10 protein-coding genes are annotated in these 17,343 nt (G+C 37.9%); 8 read left to right on the forward strand and 2 right to left on the reverse strand.

Features of this window, described 5'->3' with window-relative positions:
• Positions 1-389: 389 nt before the first annotated feature.
• Positions 390-515 (reverse strand): hypothetical protein, encoded by a 126-nt coding sequence (locus QE177_RS10330; protein WP_280549362.1) that lies wholly within the window; start codon positions 513-515, stop codon positions 390-392.
• A gap of 206 nt (positions 516-721) precedes the next feature.
• Between QE177_RS10330 and agaR the strand changes: the two genes are divergently transcribed.
• From agaR to QE177_RS10370, 8 genes are read left to right on the forward strand one after another with little or no spacing between them, the layout of a single operon-like run.
• Positions 722-1,495: a transcriptional repressor AgaR gene (agaR, locus tag QE177_RS10335; protein WP_280549364.1), complete on the forward strand. Its 774-nt coding sequence runs from the start codon at positions 722-724 to the stop codon at positions 1,493-1,495.
• Positions 1,496-1,544: 49 nt separating this feature from the next.
• Positions 1,545-2,846: a D-tagatose-bisphosphate aldolase, class II, non-catalytic subunit gene (locus QE177_RS10340; RefSeq protein WP_280549365.1), complete on the forward strand. Its 1,302-nt coding sequence runs from the start codon at positions 1,545-1,547 to the stop codon at positions 2,844-2,846.
• Positions 2,843-4,000: an SIS domain-containing protein gene (locus QE177_RS10345; RefSeq protein WP_280549368.1), complete on the forward strand. Its 1,158-nt coding sequence runs from the start codon at positions 2,843-2,845 to the stop codon at positions 3,998-4,000. The genes QE177_RS10340 and QE177_RS10345 overlap by 4 nt, the downstream gene beginning before the upstream one ends.
• Before the next feature lie 12 nt (positions 4,001-4,012).
• The gene (gene agaV / locus QE177_RS10350) at positions 4,013-4,495 is read left to right on the forward strand and encodes a PTS N-acetylgalactosamine transporter subunit IIB (RefSeq protein ID WP_280549370.1); all 483 of its coding nucleotides are present in this window, start codon (positions 4,013-4,015) and stop codon (positions 4,493-4,495) included.
• A gap of 11 nt (positions 4,496-4,506) precedes the next feature.
• Positions 4,507-5,295 carry a PTS N-acetylgalactosamine transporter subunit IIC gene (gene agaW / locus QE177_RS10355; RefSeq protein ID WP_280549371.1) on the forward strand — a complete coding sequence of 263 codons (789 nt, stop codon included), beginning with the start codon at positions 4,507-4,509 and terminating at the stop codon, positions 5,293-5,295.
• Positions 5,285-6,178, forward strand: coding sequence for a PTS system mannose/fructose/sorbose family transporter subunit IID (locus tag QE177_RS10360; RefSeq protein ID WP_280549372.1), 894 nt, complete (start codon positions 5,285-5,287; stop codon positions 6,176-6,178). Before agaW ends, QE177_RS10360 begins: the two co-directional genes overlap by 11 nt.
• 9 nt (positions 6,179-6,187) lie before the next feature.
• Positions 6,188-6,619: a PTS galactosamine/N-acetylgalactosamine transporter subunit IIA gene (agaF, locus tag QE177_RS10365; RefSeq protein ID WP_280549374.1), complete on the forward strand. Its 432-nt coding sequence runs from the start codon at positions 6,188-6,190 to the stop codon at positions 6,617-6,619.
• Between the two features lie 9 nt (positions 6,620-6,628).
• Positions 6,629-7,483 carry a tagatose bisphosphate family class II aldolase gene (locus QE177_RS10370; RefSeq protein ID WP_280549376.1) on the forward strand — a complete coding sequence of 285 codons (855 nt, stop codon included), beginning with the start codon at positions 6,629-6,631 and terminating at the stop codon, positions 7,481-7,483.
• Positions 7,484-7,745: 262 nt separating this feature from the next.
• On the opposite strand, the gene QE177_RS10375 is transcribed toward QE177_RS10370, so the two are convergent.
• Positions 7,746-17,198 (reverse strand): TcdA/TcdB pore-forming domain-containing protein, encoded by a 9,453-nt coding sequence (locus tag QE177_RS10375; protein WP_280549377.1) that lies wholly within the window; start codon positions 17,196-17,198, stop codon positions 7,746-7,748.
• Positions 17,199-17,343 lie beyond the last annotated feature (145 nt).

The following is a 17,343-nucleotide window of genomic DNA, read 5'->3' on the forward strand; positions in this document are numbered from 1 at the left end:
ACCCTAACATACTTATGGCAGCAATTTGATTTTTTTTATACTAAAATAATATGCCATCAAACACATCAAATAAGATTAATATTTTATTTTTTCACAAAAATAAAAACCTTGTTATCTATTTAGTATTATTATCTGTAATTATATAAAAACAATTAATTAAAAAAATTGATATTATTTTTACACCAATAACAGATAAACTTTAATATTAAGCCAACTTGTTTTTTAAGAATTATAATAATCTTCTAATCAATTTAATTTAATCGATAATGCTATTAATTATGATCAATAAAATAACAAATATGGCATTTTGATAATATTTCAAATAATCCTTTTATTTTCTTTTCGCTGAAAGCGTAAATAACTACTTTGTTCACTAGGCTAAGTATTTTTTATTTTGTGATCGCTATCACTAGCCCTACTGTATAAGCGATGATACTGTGACTAAATAAAATATCTTTCGTTTTAATTGTGCCTGGTTTTTTATCAAACGCCATATTATCTGGCTTAAATTTCATTAATAAAAAAATCATCACAATATTATTACTTTCGATATCTCATAAATCGAAAGTAATATAAGGCCAATATTCTATAAAAATGAACTTTAATCATGATCACAGTTTCGTTTACTTGCTTTTGTTGTAATTACTAATGCGTTGTTTGTGCAATTAACTTTAGTTTCTATTGTTTACCACCACGATTTAATAACGTAACAGGAGTTTAAATGAGTACTGACACAATAAAACGCCGAGAAACTATTATCGACATGCTTTACCATGATGGTAGTGTAAAAGTTGCAACCCTGAGCCAGCGTTTTAATGTCTCCCTGGTGACCATTCGTAATGATCTGCGTTATTTAGAAAAAAAAGGCTGTGCCTTACGCTCGTATGGTGGCGCAATGGCAAATAATAAATTTGCTTTTGACCGACCTTTTCAAATAAAAGGTCAAATAGATAGAGCACTAAAAATATTGATCGCAGCAAAAGCGGCTGAATTTGTCCAAGATGGCGATTCGTTAATTCTCGACTCAGGCTCAACAACTGCTGAAATGGTGCCTTTTTTACGTAATCATCATGCTTTGGTGGTTATGACCAACGCACTTAACATCGCTTACCAATTAGCCAATTTTGAGCAAATTGATGTGATGGTTCTAGGCGGCAATACGCGTAAAAACTCCTACTCAATTTATGGTTCTGTGGCAGAACAACAACTTGCTCAATATCGTTTCAATACCTTGTTTCTTGGGGTTGATGGTTTTGATCTTGAAGCTGGCATCACAACGCCTCATCCAGGTGAGGCTCATCTTAATCGTATTATGTGTGATGTAGCACATCAGATTATTGCAGTAACGGATGGCAGTAAATTTGGCCGTAAAAGCTTTTGTTTAATTTGTGAAACAAAGCAAATTCATCATCTTATTACTGATAGCCGGATCCCAAAACAGTATCGTGAAAAACTGGCTGAACTTGGGGTTAATGTCATCATTGTCGACGAATAACCCCCTATTGATTTAATTCTAAATCCACATCAGCTAGCAGGGAAATATTATGCAGTCGTTATTACAATTGATTCATCGTCACAAATCAGGTGATGCGGTCGGGATCTATTCGGTCTGTTCCGCCCACCCTTGGGTATTAGAAAGCGCTTTACAGGTTGCAAAAGAAAGAAAAACAGCGGTATTAATTGAAGCTACCTCTAATCAAGTCAATCAATTTGGCGGCTATACTGGCATGCAACCCAGAGATTTTCGCGATAAAATATTCAACATCGCTAATAAACTGGATTTTCCCACCCAACAAATCTGGCTAGGGGGTGATCATCTAGGACCTAATGTCTGGCAGGAGCATAGCGCAGAACATGCCATGACATTTTCAGAAACACTGATCTATGACTATGTCAAAGCAGGATTTCGAAAAATTCATCTTGATTGTTCAATGCCTTGTGCTGATGACGCTGCACCTTTAACCGACGAAATTGTGGCAGAACGAGCAGCCCGTTTGTGTGCAGTTGCAGAGCGCTGCTGGCGAGAAAATGGCGGTGAAGCACCGGTTTATGTTATTGGTACCGAAGTTCCTACTCCTGGTGGCGTTAAATCAGCGCTTACCAAAATACAAATCACATCAGCTCAAGCCGCCGCTACGACCCTTAATATTCATCAAAATGCTTGGCACAATATAGGACTCACCGACGTTTGGCCTAGGGTCATCGCTTTAGTTGTACAACCAGGCGTTGAATTTGACCATCACCAAGTAGAACACTATCAGCCAGAAAAAGCGAAAGCGCTTAGCCAATATATTGAAAGCCATCCTCATATCGTTTACGAAGCCCACTCAACAGATTATCAAACACCACAAGCCTACCAAAATTTGGTACGCGATCATTTTGCTATTTTAAAAGTGGGACCGGCATTAACATTTGCCTTGCGCGAAGGTCTGTTTGCGCTTGATAAATTAGATCGTGAATGGAATGGAGAGCTTGCAGCCGCGCATCTTAGTGAAACCCTTGAACAAGTGATGATTGAACAACCAAATTACTGGCGGACTTATTACCAAGGCAGTGCACATCAGCAATATATTGATCGCCAATACAGTTTAAGCGATCGCATTCGTTACTATTGGGCAAATGCCAAAGTCGAGGCGGCAGTTGAAAAGTTATTAACCAACTTACGCCAGCGTCCAGTGCCCTTCTCGATGTTAAGCCAATATCTACCAGAACAAATGGCAGCCATTAATGCAGGTCGCTTATCAGCGACTGATCCAAAAGAGTGGGTAAAAGATAAAATTCGTTCGGTATTAATGCATTATGCCAGCGCTTGTGAGACAAAAACAGAAGGAGCCATTGTATTATGATGCCTTTTTTTTCATATGATCCTCTATGGCTTAAAACCCATAAGGCGCAATATACAGTACAAGAAATTCAGCAACAACCTCAGTTATGGCGTAACTTATATCAAACACTAACAGATAATTCAGCTGTGTGGCAAAACTTCCTTCAGCCATTACTAAAACAAGCTAATTTACAAATTATTCTGTGTGGCGCAGGCTCTTCCGCGTTTGTGGGCAAATCAATCGCACCTTGGTTACGTGAACATAGACATTTAAACGTTTATGCCTTTGCTTCAACGGATATTGTACCCACGCCAAAGCAATATCTGGATAAAAGTAAACCCACTTTATTTGTCTCTTATGCTCGTTCGGGTAATAGTCCAGAGAGCGTTGCAGCCATAAAGCTCGCCGATCAATGCCTAACAGAGTGCCATCATTTAATATTAACCTGTAATCCCCAAAGCACACTTACAGGCTATGCAAAAAACCGAGCAAATGTCTATTTACTCACGATGCCTGAAGGATCAAACGATCGTGGTTTTGCTATGACATCCAGTTTTAGTTGCATGGCATTAGCGACCATATTGCTATTAGGCAATTCAAGTTTTAGCCATGCGCAACAAAATTTAGCCACTTTAACCACTTTGTGTGAAAAGCAAGCTACCTACTGGCAAAGCATTATTCAACCTATCATTCAACAAGGTTTCAAGCGCATGATAGTTTTGGGCTCCCACTGTTTTACCGGTATTAGCGAGGAAGCTGCGCTTAAAATGTTAGAGTTAACCGCAGGGCAAGTGGCCACCCGTTATGACTCAACGATGGGAGTACGCCATGGACCAAAATTTTTTATTGATGAAGAAACCTTAGTCATTATTCTACTTTCTCAAGAAGCCTATTGCCGACGTTATGATCTGGATCTGCTTAATGAATTAAAACAGGATGGACGAGCAAAAAAAATTTTGGCCTTAAGTAGTCTACCTGATAGCAATGCCATCGAACTTAACACAAAGCTTACTGATATTTGGCTTATTTTTCCCTACCTACTATTTTTGCAATTAATCGCGGTCGAAACTTCACTATCTTTGGGGCTATCGCCTGATAATCCCTGTCCAACCGGTGAAGTAAATCGGGTAGTAAAAGGTGTCCATATTTATCCCTACATGCAAGTAGAACAATAATAAGGAGCGTATATGTCCCCCCCAAACATCTTAATGACTCGCATTGACAATCGTCTGATTCATGGTCAAGTCGGTATTACTTGGACCAATTCACTCGGTGCCAATTTAGTTGTGGTTGCCAATGATGAAGCAGCCAATGATCCCGTTCAGCAATCACTAATGGACATGGTGGTATCCGATGGCGTCCAAACCCGCTATTTTACCTTACAAAAAACGATCGACATTATTCATAAGGCAGCGGAGCGGCAGAAAATTTTTATTGTTTGCAAAACGCCGCAGGATGTATTGACGCTAGTAAGAGGCGGGGTACCCATAAATTTTGTCAATATTGGTAATATGCATTTCTGCGAAGGCAAAAAACAGATCCATAAAACCGTTTCCGTTGATCACAATGATATAGAAGCTTTTCGTCAGCTTAATCAATTAGGCATCCCCTGTGAAATTCGCCGCGTGCCAGACGAAACGGGTGAAAATATTACCAATCTGCTGAATTAAGGGAGACAAATATGTTCACTGATGCATTATTGATCGCCTTATTAGCAGGCATTGCCGGCGTTGATCTATTTGATGGGCTCACTCATCTTCATCGTCCAATTGTAATAGGCCCCATTGTAGGATTAATTTTAGGTGATGTGCAGACGGGTCTATTAGTTGGTGGAACATTAGAACTTGTTTGGATGGGAATGGTGCCACTTGCTGGTGCGCAACCCCCTAATGTGGTTATCGGTGGTATTATTGGTACCGCTTTTGCCATTCTCACCCAGTCTGATCCTAAAGTTGCTATTGGAATTGCTATTCCCTTTTCAATTGCGGTGCAAGGTTGCATCACCCTATTATTTACCCTTTATTCACCCATGATGCATAAATGCGATCAAATGGTCAAAAATCTCAATTGGCGCGGCGTTGAATGGGTAAACTATCTTGGCATTATTATTCTATTCTGTTTTTACTTTATCGTTGCCTTTTTACCTATTTATTTCGGCGCTGACGCCGCCAGTGCTATGGTACAAAAAGCCCCACAATGGCTACTCGATGGACTGGCAGTTGCTGGTGGTATGATGCCTGCAATCGGCTTCGCTTTGCTAATGAAAATCATGATGAAAAAAACTTATGTCGCTTATTTTATCTTAGGTTTTCTCGCGGTCACTTTCCTTAATCTACCGATTATCGCCATCGCTTTAGGTGCTTTTGCTATCGCTTTAATCGATTTCTTTAACCGCACTCGTAATAATGATGGCGAGACAGCAAACATGCCATCACAAACCAATCAGCAGGAGATGAATGATGGCATTTAATAGCTCTGAGGAAGAAATGGCAAAAAAAAGCGAAAAACGCTTGGCACAAGCTCTTGCCACCAGCCAGGTAGAGAGTGATGACTATATTGATACCACACACGGCAAAGCATTAACGTCCTATGACATTAATGTTATGGCGCTACGTTCTCTCCTTTTACAAGCTTCTTTTAACTATGAACGTATGCAAGCTGGTGGCTGGTTATATACGCTGATTCCCGCGTTGCGGAAAATTCATAAAAATCCACAAGATCTCGCCAATTCCATGAAAATGCATATGGAATTTATTAATGTTCACCCGTTTGATGTCACTTTTTTATCCGGCCTAGTATTAGCAATGGAGCGCAGTAAAGAAAAAATTTCTACTATCCGCGCAGTGAAAGTTGCCTTGATGGGGCCATTAGGGGGGATTGGTGATGCCCTATTTTGGCTTACTCTACTGCCAATCTGTGCCGGTATCGGTGCTTCACTTGCCTTACAGGGTAGTATTTTTGGCCCGATTGTTTTCTTGCTGTTATTTAATATTGTTCATTTTGCCTTACGCTTTGGTTTAGCGCATTACGGTTATCAAGCAGGGACGAAAGCAATTGCAATATTAAAAACTCACACCAAAAATATTTCTCATGCTGCCTCGATTGTCGGTATGACAGTAATCGGGGCATTGGTAGCTTCTTATGTTCATCTCTCTACACCGTTAGTACTAAAAGCCGGTGAGGCTAAGGTAGCATTACAAACAGATGTATTGGATAAATTAATGCCCAATTTATTACCGCTAGCTTTTACCCTAATCGTCTACGGTTTTTTGAAACGTGGCTTTTCACCAGTAAAAATGATTGGCATTACCATCCTATTTGGGCTGGCCGGTAAATTAGTTGGATTCTTATAAGGAGCAAATATGTTAGGCATTGTCATTACCGGCCATGGAAGCTTTGCTAGTGGTTTAATGCAAGCAATGGAGCAAATTGTTGGCAAACAATCGCATTGCACTGCGATTGATTTTACTGAGGGCATGACAACAGAAGAGTTATATCAAGCCCTAAATCAAGCCAGTAAAATTTGTGATAAGGGTGACGGCTTAGTATTTCTTACTGATTTACTAGGCGGCACACCATTTTCTCAAGCCGCGCAGTTAACATTGACCCATCCACAATGGCAAGTCCTAACCGGAACCAATATGCAAATGGCAGTGGAAATGATGCTAGAACGACAAAGTCTCGATGCAGAAAAATTTCGTGATATGGCGCTGGATTGTGGCCACCAAGGATTAACCAGTTTATGGCATCAGCAACAGCAAAATAAAAGATCACATAATAATGATGGTATTTAAGGAGTTACCATGTATTTAATTTCTACCCGAGAAATGCTAAAAAATGCCCAACGGGGGCAATATGCGATACCCGCGTTTAATGTTCACAATTTAGAAACTATCCAAGTGGTTGTAGAAACTGCGGCCCAAATGGCTTCACCGGTCATTCTGGCCGGTACACCGAGTACCTTTACCTATGCCGGCCTTGAATACATGGTATCTATTTGCACCCAAGCCGCTTCATTAAACAAACTACCCCTTGCGCTTCATCTGGATCATCATGAAGAATTGACCGATATCTGCCATAAAGTTAAAGCCGGCGTTCGCTCGGTGATGATCGATGCCTCCCATCTACCCTTTGCAGAAAACATCGATACAGTGGCAAATGTTGTTCAATTTTGCCAACGCTACGATGTGAGTGTCGAAGCGGAATTAGGCCGCTTAGTAGGACAAGAAGATGAATTAGTGGTTGATAGTAAAGAGAGTTTTTATACCGACCCAAATGCCGCTAAAAAATATGTTGCGCAAACTGGCATAGATTCACTGGCCGTTGCTATTGGTTCTGCTCACGGGCTCTACCACGATGAACCTCACCTTGACTTTAAACGCCTGGCTGAGATCCAGCGTCAAGTTGATATTCCATTAGTGTTACATGGCGCATCAGGTATATCTGAAGAGATGATACGTCAATCTATTTCATTAGGGATCTGTAAAGTCAATGTGGCCACCGACTTAAAAATTGCCTTTGCTGATGCAGTAAAACAATATTTATCTGAACATCCTGATGCTAACGATCCGCGCAAATATATCACACCAGGAAAACAAGCAATGCAGCAAGTCGTAGAGAATAAGATTCTGATGTGTAATAGTGCCGGTAAAATCTAGCGCGATATTGCCACATCCAGCCACTAGTATTTAACAAAATCCGATGATTAATTATCTGTTAATAGCTTATTGTAACAATATTAAATAACAAAGCTGGCTTAATCTTCATTAAAACAGATAAAAAATAGCAATTATAAAAATAAATCATCCAACTACTGACCAAATATTTGCGTTCAAATAAATTGATATTTAACCGAGCTAACTAAATAATTAAAATCAGTTTTTTGTTTAATAATTAGACAACGATGATCTAAAAAGACCACTAAGCAAAAGTTGCCCATAAAGGATCTGCTGGAATATCTGAGATCAAGAGCCCGCTTTCTGTCGGCGTCAATGTGACGGTGGCGGGCTGCAAAAAACGATATTGCTGTTGTTCATCATTATCATAAATCAATGCTTCCCGCCGATCTTCTGATAGCCCTAAATAAACCAGATCATGATTCGCATCTAAACTGCTTCCACCCTGGACTATCCGACCGGCTCTACTATCATACCAAGCTCTTATTGGATCCCCCGCCTGATCCTGCAATCCATGCAACATTAAGTAGTCACTTGAGTATGGCATCGCTTTAATAAGCTTATCCAACTCTAACTTAGCATCGTCACCATGCTGGCGTAACCACTCCTGTGAAACCCCGAGTAAGACATTTCTCCCCTGGTTATCCAACAAACTAAATGCCCCATCATCTCGCAGACTAAATAACTTATTATTAATAGGAAAAAGTGATTTAATATTGGTCGCAACTAATTGCGCCTGATTATGGGATAAACCATCATCTGATTGAAAGTAGAGTTCATGTTTTTGTGGATTGTAAAAATAATAACTGGGCGCATCACCGGTCGTGTTCGTCGCAAGAATAAATTCTGTCATCGCAGTTAATGACGGAGATTGACTATCTGGCAGATCATTTGCAGCGTTTAGTGGGTCAGTCGTTTGCGGCTTGACTTTGGGTAGGTTTAAGCTGATCGTTTTGTGGACATGCTTATCTTTCGTTATTATCCAATAATGCTTTTCCTGTCCATCAAGATAACCGGATAAATAGAGTGTATCAGCCACCTGACTCGGAACAAGCGCCGTTGGTGAAACAAGTTCATATCGGGTGTCTAGCTCCAAAAAAGGAATTTTAGCGCGTTCAGCTAATAACTGCTCACTTTTGTGATCGTCAATGATAAAATCTACCGGCTGTTTAATCTCATCTAGAATTGCCAATAGACGTTGATCACTATTAATGGCAACCAATTTCAACGCAGCATCCTCAACGATATAGACACTACGCATATTCTTTCCCTGTTCAATCACAAAAAGTAATTGGCCATTTCCCTGTATAGTATAGCTACGAATCGTGTCATGACTTTCAGTAGCAAAACTAAATGGCTGATATTGCCGCATAATCTTTCCACTGCTAATTTCTACTTGCCAAATAGCGGTATCTCGATAAAACCAGGCTTTATCGCCGTCAACTTTAGCTAAAACCGCTTGACTCAGAAATTCTGCCTCACCTGGTCGATTGGTATAAACCATACGACTACGAGCGGTTTCATAATAAGCTCGGCCTACATGTCCAACCGCATTATCCGGTTGATAGTGATCGATGATGACAAATGGCGTCGGATGATCCTGAATATTAGCTAACATTTTTAGATATTCATCCAGCGAATTATTATTTTCGAAATGCATTGCATCCATATGTATGATACGCATTTGCTGACTTTTTTTATCAAAAACAAAAATCCCATCTTTATTTATCACCGAAATCTGACTGGCATTTTTCGGTAACGTGACGATAACATTATCAATATAGAGATAGTCACCCTCTTCGCTAACCTGCATATTAGTGCCCGATTTAAGGTAACGCGCATCCAATACCCAACGCGTATTAGCATGATTTGATAGTAAGGTTATTGGCACCCCTTTCGCTAAGCTAATCCGATATTCTCCCTCACCACCAACTAACTGATAACTAATATAGCGTTGAAAATCGATCGGCAATGCAGGGATCACCAACTCCCTATCGCGATCATCCAAAATGACTTTGATGGGTGTCGAAACATAATCGGGTATAATTTTATAGATCGCCCGCTCGCCGGGAAAAGCATAAAAATCAAAGTCAAACCGACCATCTTCTTCTAGTTTTCTTAATAGATCAAAGCCTCTATCATTGCGTGTGGTGACGAATGGTAAAATCATATATTCGTAATTTAAATAGGTGATAGGCGTACCCGGCAGGATCAGAACATCATTATCTGGCTTAAAGTTGGATTGACTACTTTGATAGCCAAATCCTGCTCGAATATTGATTGCCTGAGTTTTATCTTGATTTAGGCTTCGATTAGGCCAAAACAAGAAATAATTACTGTGACCTGATCCGCTGGTATAAGTGGGATCATTACGATAGAGATACTGACTATCAAAAGTGAGTTTATTTTGACGTAAATCCAGCTCGGTAATAACTGCGCCTGGGATCGGCTCCATAATAATGACCGCATCGCTGTCAGCTATTTTTTTCTTTATCTGCCGATAACCACCCTGCTTATAAGCCAAATCGACATCGGCAAAATAGTTACCGACTATCTGTACATTATGGGTTACCTTACCAAACGCTTCTGCCAACGCGGTAACCCCTATCCCTACTCCTGCCAGTGGGACAGATAAAGCGCCAGTAAACGCAGCAGTCGTCTGTGCTCCAGCCATCCACGCACCTATCCCTACACCAACCACCGCTAAATTAGTGCTATCAACACCTAACTGGGCACTAAAAACCGCACGTTGCAGATCATTTTGCGCATTAGCTAACTTAATACTATCCAAAGCAATGCTACTAAAATTTAATATAAGATCAGTCGCACGATGAAAATGAAAGACTTCGCCTAATAATCCTTTCGTTGCCTGTTTGCCCTGATTTGCCGCCATTTGATACAAACTGGCCAATTTCAGGGTATCTTCCACTGTCCCATGCACTATCTGGGTCAAATTAATATAAGCGTGGATATTAATTGCCGTACTAAGGGTTTCTGATAACTCATTATCCACCACCCCAAACCGATTGTTATTGGCAAACCAAGGGATCAGCTCTTTTATCAGGAAAGCGGCATTTAATCCATGCACCCCTTCCGCATCAGTAATATTATCCCGCAGGGCTAATGTTTTACCATTGTAATGATAAGCTTTGTTAATCATTGCCAGGTATTCATTGTATTTATTAATAAAATCAATAATATATTTATTATTAATAATCAATTTTTTTAGTAGATGAGTCTCTTGATGAATGAACTGTAAAACATAACTACCTGGCTGGGTTTTACTTTTGCTAAAACTGGTGAAAAGCGGTAACCACTTTTGTAGCGACAATTGATGATAATGATAAAATTGGCTCATAGTCGACTGAAATTGCTCAGCCAGCTTAATAAAAGACAAAAATTTATAAGAGACAGACTCTAGCCCTGCCGGATCACCTAAAGTCGATCTTTCCATCCCATTTTTTATTTGGCTATCGACTGTTTTAGCTGCCGTTTTCTCAATATGCCAGTCATTTGTCTCATGATTAAAAAACAGCGTGGTTTTATTACCCGTTTCCGTCAACCGTTTTCTACCTTCATCGCTGACCATCAGCTTAGAAGAGTAGGCAGAAACAGAATAAGGCCGAATCGTTTCATCTAAGGCCTCAGCAAATTGTTGGACATAACTGGTTTGCTGCTTATCATCAGCCAACGAGCAACCAACCAGATTGATGTGTTTCGGCGAAACCGTCATGCCCAAATCAGCTACCAGCTGTTTTAATTGCAGTGCCAACGGTTTAGGCTCACGCCAGGCCAGGCTGACCTGATCACCATCAAGCTGATTATCGCGGCCATGACCAACTAACTGCCAACGCATCTTAGCTTGCTCTCGCAAACCTTTTGCATTGCCATACACAATCCAACTATTTCCCTGGCTATCAAGCTGAAGTAAAACCGATATCTGCGGATGTTTTTTCACTAATTGGCGCGCTGCTTCAGTTACTATCGGATCATTTTCCAGCTGGATAATTAATTGACCATCAAACCGGCTACTTTCCCCTTCACTATCAAAATGAATTGGCGAAATTTTCCAATCTGATACATTACGGTCAGAGGCTATGGTATCAACATCTCCGCTTGATGCCGTCAAGGTAAACTTATTAGGCAGCGAGATCAATTTGTCAAACACAGGATTATTATTAAAAATAATTTCTTTTAACGTATTCGGTAGATCAGTTGGAATGCTTGCCAACTGGTTATTACTTACATCTAGTTTTATTAATCCTTTTGGTAATTTATCTGGTAATTTAACAATTTGGTTATTATAAACATTTATATATTGCAATTCATTTGGCAGAACTTTAGGCAAATGACTCAATTGGTTACTATAAGCATCAAGTGTATTTAACGCGGGTGGTAGCTTATCCGGTAACATATTTAATTGGTTATTACTGACATCTAATACTATTAATGTGTGAGGCAGATTAACCGGTAAGAAAAACAATTGGTTACCACTAACATCTAATCTCAATAACATTTCTGGCAATTGATTAGTTAAATAAGTTAATTGATTATTGCGAACATGCAAATCTTCGATCTTATAAGGTAAACTAACCGGCAAAAGTGTCAAATGGTTATTATTAGCGGTAAGATATCTTAATTTTTCTGGTAAATGATCAGGTAAATTATCCAATTGATTGTTGCTAACATTAAGGTTTATTAAACTACTTGGCAACTTTTCAGGCAAGCTTGTTAGCCGGTTATCATGCGCGGCAAGTTTTTCTAACTTATCTGGCAATTTATCTGGCAAATCACTCAATCGATTATTACTGACATCAAGTGTTGTCAAGTAGTTAGATAAATCAGTTAGCAAATTTGTTAATTTATTATGACTAAGATCAAGGCTCGTTAGCTTATAGGGTAAATAGATGGGGATCTTAACAAGTTGATTATTATGCGCATCAAGTACATTTAAATCAGCGGGGAGATTATCGGCTAAGACAGACAAGTGATTATTGTCAACCAGTAAAATTTTGAGTTGATTTGGTAAATGATCAGGCAGATTTGTCAGCAGATTACCGCTGATATTTAGATGCTGTAATGCATCGGGTAAGTTATTAGATAAAACCTTCAATTTGTTATTACTAGCAGAAAGAAATTGTAAAAATTTTGGCCACTTATCAGGCAAACCCGCTAGCAAATTACTATGTACATCAAGATTTCTTAAATCATCCGGTAAATTATCAGGTAAAAAAGTGAGTTTATTACGATGAATATAAAGACTTTCTAATCCAGCAGGCAAACTAGTCGGCAATTCGGTTAACTTATTACTACCGGCGTTAAAATAAACTAATTGATCGGGTAATTGTTCAGGCAACACTTTCAATTGATTACCACTAACATTAAGATAGCCTAATGAATCTGGCAGATAATCAGGTAAGTGAGTTAATTGATTATTACCTAGTGCCAAATAGGTTAAAGTATTGGGTAAATGGGTAGGTAAAGAAATTAATTGATTATTCCGCGCATCAAGATGTTTTAAATTATCGGGCAAATTATCGGCAAACGTTGTCAGTTGATTGTTGTGAACGTCTAAATTTTCTACACTATCTGGTATAAGATTAGGTAAAGTCGTTAGTGCCAAACCGGATAAATCAAGCGACTTCGCGCCGTTTTTAAGACAACTGATCAACCGCTGTAATGCGATGTCTCTATATTCTCCCGAATCTTTATTAACTAAACTCGTCCATTTCATCCACTCTGTAATCGCTGATAAGGTAATAGAATTCGAATGGTCGCTGGTATTTTGGGATACTAACCGATGCAATACTTTGCCTGGAAGCGGTAAGGTAGAATCAATGACCAGATCTTGTAATGTGGCTGGAAAATCATCAGGTAGCTTGATTAACGGGTTATTATAAACATCTAGTTTCACCAACTGTTGTGGTAAATGATTGGGAATAGATGTTAATAGATTATCATTCACATAGAGTTCGATTAACTTAGCGGGTAGTTTATCCGTTAAGGTCGCCAATTTATTGTATGAGACATTAAGAAAAACTAATTCATCAGGCAAATTATCGGGTAAATAAGTTAGTTCGTTATGATTAAGTTTCAGTTCTGCTAATTTTTTAGGTAAGTGATCGGGTAAAGCGAGCAGTCTATTTTGGCTCGCGTCAAGTACCTGCAAATCGTTGGGCAAATTATTAGGTAATGCTATCAAGCGATTATCACTAACATCAAGTTTAAGCAAAAGGCGAGGCAAATTAACTGACAAATTTGCCAACTTATTGCTGCTAATATCCAGCACAGATAAGGCATACGGTAAACTAACTGGCAAAGCTTCGAGTAGATTATTATGAACATCGAGCTGCCTTAAAGTTGCCGGTAAACTATCGGGTAATGCAATTAATTGATTATCACTAACATTAATATATTTTAATGTTTTTGATAGATTATTAGGTATAACAGTCAACTTATTATTGTTAGCCGTCAAATATTCTAATTTATTAGGTAATTGCTCAGGCAACGTCATTAACTTATTGTTTCTAACGATAAGTTCATATAAATCATTTGGCAAATGATGTGGTAAGGTCACTAACCGATTACCATCAACATCCAAACCTAATAAGCTATCAGGCAAATTATCGGTTAACTCAGTCAATCGATTGTGACTAAGATAAAAATACTGTAGAGCTTCGGGTAGATGGTCTGGTAATAAATTGAGTTGGTTATAACTAACATCTAAATTTTTTAATTTGCTCGGTAACGTATTGGGCAAAGTCTTCAATCGGTTATTACGAATATAAAGATTTTCTAACATGCCTGGCAGAATTAGCGGCAAACTCGTTAATTGATTATTACTGACATCAAGAATTTTTATACTATCAGGTAAGTGTTTAGGTAAAACTGGTAGCTGGTTATTATTAACATCCAGTAATATCAATGAATCTGGCAAATTAGCGGGCAGTTTAATTAATCGATTATTATAAACTTCCAACGCATTTAATGTGGCTGGTAGTTTACTCGGCAATTCAATTAACCGGGCAGAATTAGCAATAAGATTTTTTAATGTATTGGGTAGCGTATCCGGTAACTCAACTAAAGGATTATGACTGACGGTAAGCTCAATTAACTCATTCGGCAAAGAGCTCGGTAACTCAGTGAGTTGATTATTAGCAACTGTAAGATACTTTATAGAAGCAGGCAAATTATCGGGTAGGCTACTTAGTTGGTTATTATTAGCAGTAAGATACCGTAAAGAATCAGGTAATTTATCAGGCAATTGAGTAAATTGATTATGACTGATAATTAGATACTTTAAAGAAGCAGGTAAATTATTCGATAGGGCCGTCAATTGATTATGAGTAATCGTAAGATCAATTAATCCATCAGGCAATTGGTCAGGTAAATGTGTTAATTCATTATGACTCGCATTAAGCGTTATTAACTTATCTGGTAATTTATTCGGCAGCTGCGTTAATCGATTGTTGCTAACATTGAGGGTTATTAACTTATCAGGCAGTATATCCGGTAACTTAGTTAGCTGATTATTAGTAGCAATAATTTCATTTAATGTCGCGGGTAAGTAATTAGGCAAAGAAGTGAGTGCTAAATCTGATAAATCAAGCACGGTATGCTTGTTATTCAAGCAATCAATAATTCTTTGCAAGGCAATATCTCTTTGTTCGCCTGCTGATGCTTGTTTTACCCACCCCGACCATTCAGTCTGAGGTTGGCCTTCTGTATTGTAACGTGCCAACATTCCCAATTGTTCCGAAGATAGCGTAACTAATGGGTTACCACTAACATCAAATTCTACTAACTGATTGGGCAGATGTTTGGGCAAACTGGTTATTTGATTATCTTGCGCAATCAAGCTTTTTAATGAATTTGGTAACTTATTCGGCAAACTGATTAATTTGTTATCGCTAATATTCAATTTTTCAAGTTTAGCTGGCCAAATATAGTCCAAAACATTTAATGAATTATGTTCAATTAGTAGATTTTTCAATGTGGTTGGTAAATTGAGCGGTAACATTTTTAATAGGTTATTGCTGGCGGTGAGGTATTTTAAAGTAGCAGGTAAATCATTAGGTAAATGACTCAATTGATTATTGTTAACATCGATGGTAACTAACCAGTGAGGTAAAGTTTCGGGTAAAGCTGTCAGTTTATTATTACTGACAATCAGGCTTTTTAATTTATAAGGCAATTTATCAGTCAAATGATCCAAATGGTTATTACTGGCATCAAGTAGCACTAAGTTATAGGGTAAATTATTAGGCAAATCAGTTAACTTATTCTTTCGTACTTCAAGACCTTCTAAAAAGTCGGGTAAATGATTAGGTAACTTGCTAATAAAATTACCATTAATATTAATATGTTTTAATTTATTTGGTAAATTATCAGCTAATTTAGTCAATTGATTATTACTAACATTCAGATATTCCAATTCCGCCGGCAAATATTTCGGTAAAGCGGCTAGCTGATTATCATTGGCATTAAGATAAATTAACATGTTTGGCAACTTATCAGGCAAACTAAGTAATTTGTTATTGCTGACGCTCAAACTCATTAAATTAGCCGGCAAAATAGCGGGTAAGGTTTGCAATTGATTACCATGCACATCAAGTCTTTTTAAATCAGTCGGCAGTGTATCGGGTAAAAAAGATAATTGGCTATTTGTAACACTAAGGGTAATTAGATTACTTGGTAAATGATTAGGTAACGAAATTAAACTGGCTCCATTGATAGCTAAATGCTTTAAATTATCGGGTAGCTTATCGGATATTGCGATTAACGGATTATTATTTACATAAAGATCAACTAAATTAGCCGGTAAAGTCTCAGGTAAATTGACCAATTGATTATTATTAATTAACAGATAAGCCAAAGAGCCTGGCAAATTATCAGGCAAACTCACCAACTGATTATTATTAGCAATAAGATAGGTTAACGAATTAGGTAAATTATCAGGTAATATTTTCAGTCGATTATTAGTCACATCAAGATTTTGCAACCGATCAGGTAAATGAGTGGGTAAATCAGTTATTTGATTATCATTAAGTTTTAATTCTATTAATCCATTCGCTAGGCTATTAGGTAGTGTAATTAATTTATTATTGCTGGCAATTAACCGGTTTAAAGCAGTAGGCAAATGATTAGGTAAACTACCCAATTGGTTATTATCAACATTTATAATTTCTAATCCATCGGGTAAATTATTAGGTAATACCGTTAGTTTGTTATTACTGAGAGAAATATATTTTAAAGCAGCTGGTAAACTAGCAGGCAAATCAGTTAGCAGATTATTATGAACATCAAGTAAATCTAAATTAGCGGGTAAGTTAGTCGGTAAACTTGCTAGCTTATTATTATGAACATCAAGCTTAGTTAAATTCTCTGGCAAATGATCAGGTAAATCAATTAATTGATTATTACTTGCAACCAGACTTTTTAATGCGTTGGGTAAAGTACTCGGTAACTGAGTTAATTGATTACTATAAATATCAAGAAAGCGTAAATTATTCGGTAAATGATCAGGTAAAGAAGTTAATCCTAAACCAGATAAATCAAGAAAGATACTTTTATTTTTTAAACAATCAATTATTTTCTGTAAAGCAATATCTCTATATTCTGTTGGTTCTAAATGAGCTTGATTCGCCCATTTTTTCCACTCGATCATCTGCAACTTAATATTATTTTCTGCATTCATTTTATTTATTATCTCAGTAATAAGTATTCTTTCAGAAATAAGTCTCCAATATGAACATGGCATTACATGTTGCTATAAAGGAAAATTTATTGATAAAGAAATTGAGTATAGCAGTGATATATAAGTAGTAGAGCGAGATAAGACA

It is taken from the genome of Arsenophonus sp. aPb, from assembly GCF_029873475.1.
GTDB lineage: Bacteria > Pseudomonadota > Gammaproteobacteria > Enterobacterales > Enterobacteriaceae > Arsenophonus.

What these genes read in the sequence shown, in the direction of transcription:
- QE177_RS10330 (WP_280549362.1), bottom strand. Translation starts at nt 515, where the DNA reads ATGAAATTTAAGCCAGATAATATGGCGTTTGATAAAAAACCAGGCACA.
- agaR (WP_280549364.1), top strand. Translation starts at nt 722, where the DNA reads ATGAGTACTGACACAATAAAACGCCGAGAAACTATTATCGACATGCTT.
- QE177_RS10340 (WP_280549365.1), top strand. Translation starts at nt 1,545, where the DNA reads ATGCAGTCGTTATTACAATTGATTCATCGTCACAAATCAGGTGATGCG.
- QE177_RS10345 (WP_280549368.1), top strand. Translation starts at nt 2,843, where the DNA reads ATGATGCCTTTTTTTTCATATGATCCTCTATGGCTTAAAACCCATAAG.
- agaV (WP_280549370.1), top strand. Translation starts at nt 4,013, where the DNA reads ATGTCCCCCCCAAACATCTTAATGACTCGCATTGACAATCGTCTGATT.
- agaW (WP_280549371.1), top strand. Translation starts at nt 4,507, where the DNA reads ATGTTCACTGATGCATTATTGATCGCCTTATTAGCAGGCATTGCCGGC.
- QE177_RS10360 (WP_280549372.1), top strand. Translation starts at nt 5,285, where the DNA reads ATGGCATTTAATAGCTCTGAGGAAGAAATGGCAAAAAAAAGCGAAAAA.
- agaF (WP_280549374.1), top strand. Translation starts at nt 6,188, where the DNA reads ATGTTAGGCATTGTCATTACCGGCCATGGAAGCTTTGCTAGTGGTTTA.
- QE177_RS10370 (WP_280549376.1), top strand. Translation starts at nt 6,629, where the DNA reads ATGTATTTAATTTCTACCCGAGAAATGCTAAAAAATGCCCAACGGGGG.
- QE177_RS10375 (WP_280549377.1), bottom strand. Translation starts at nt 17,198, where the DNA reads ATGAATGCAGAAAATAATATTAAGTTGCAGATGATCGAGTGGAAAAAA.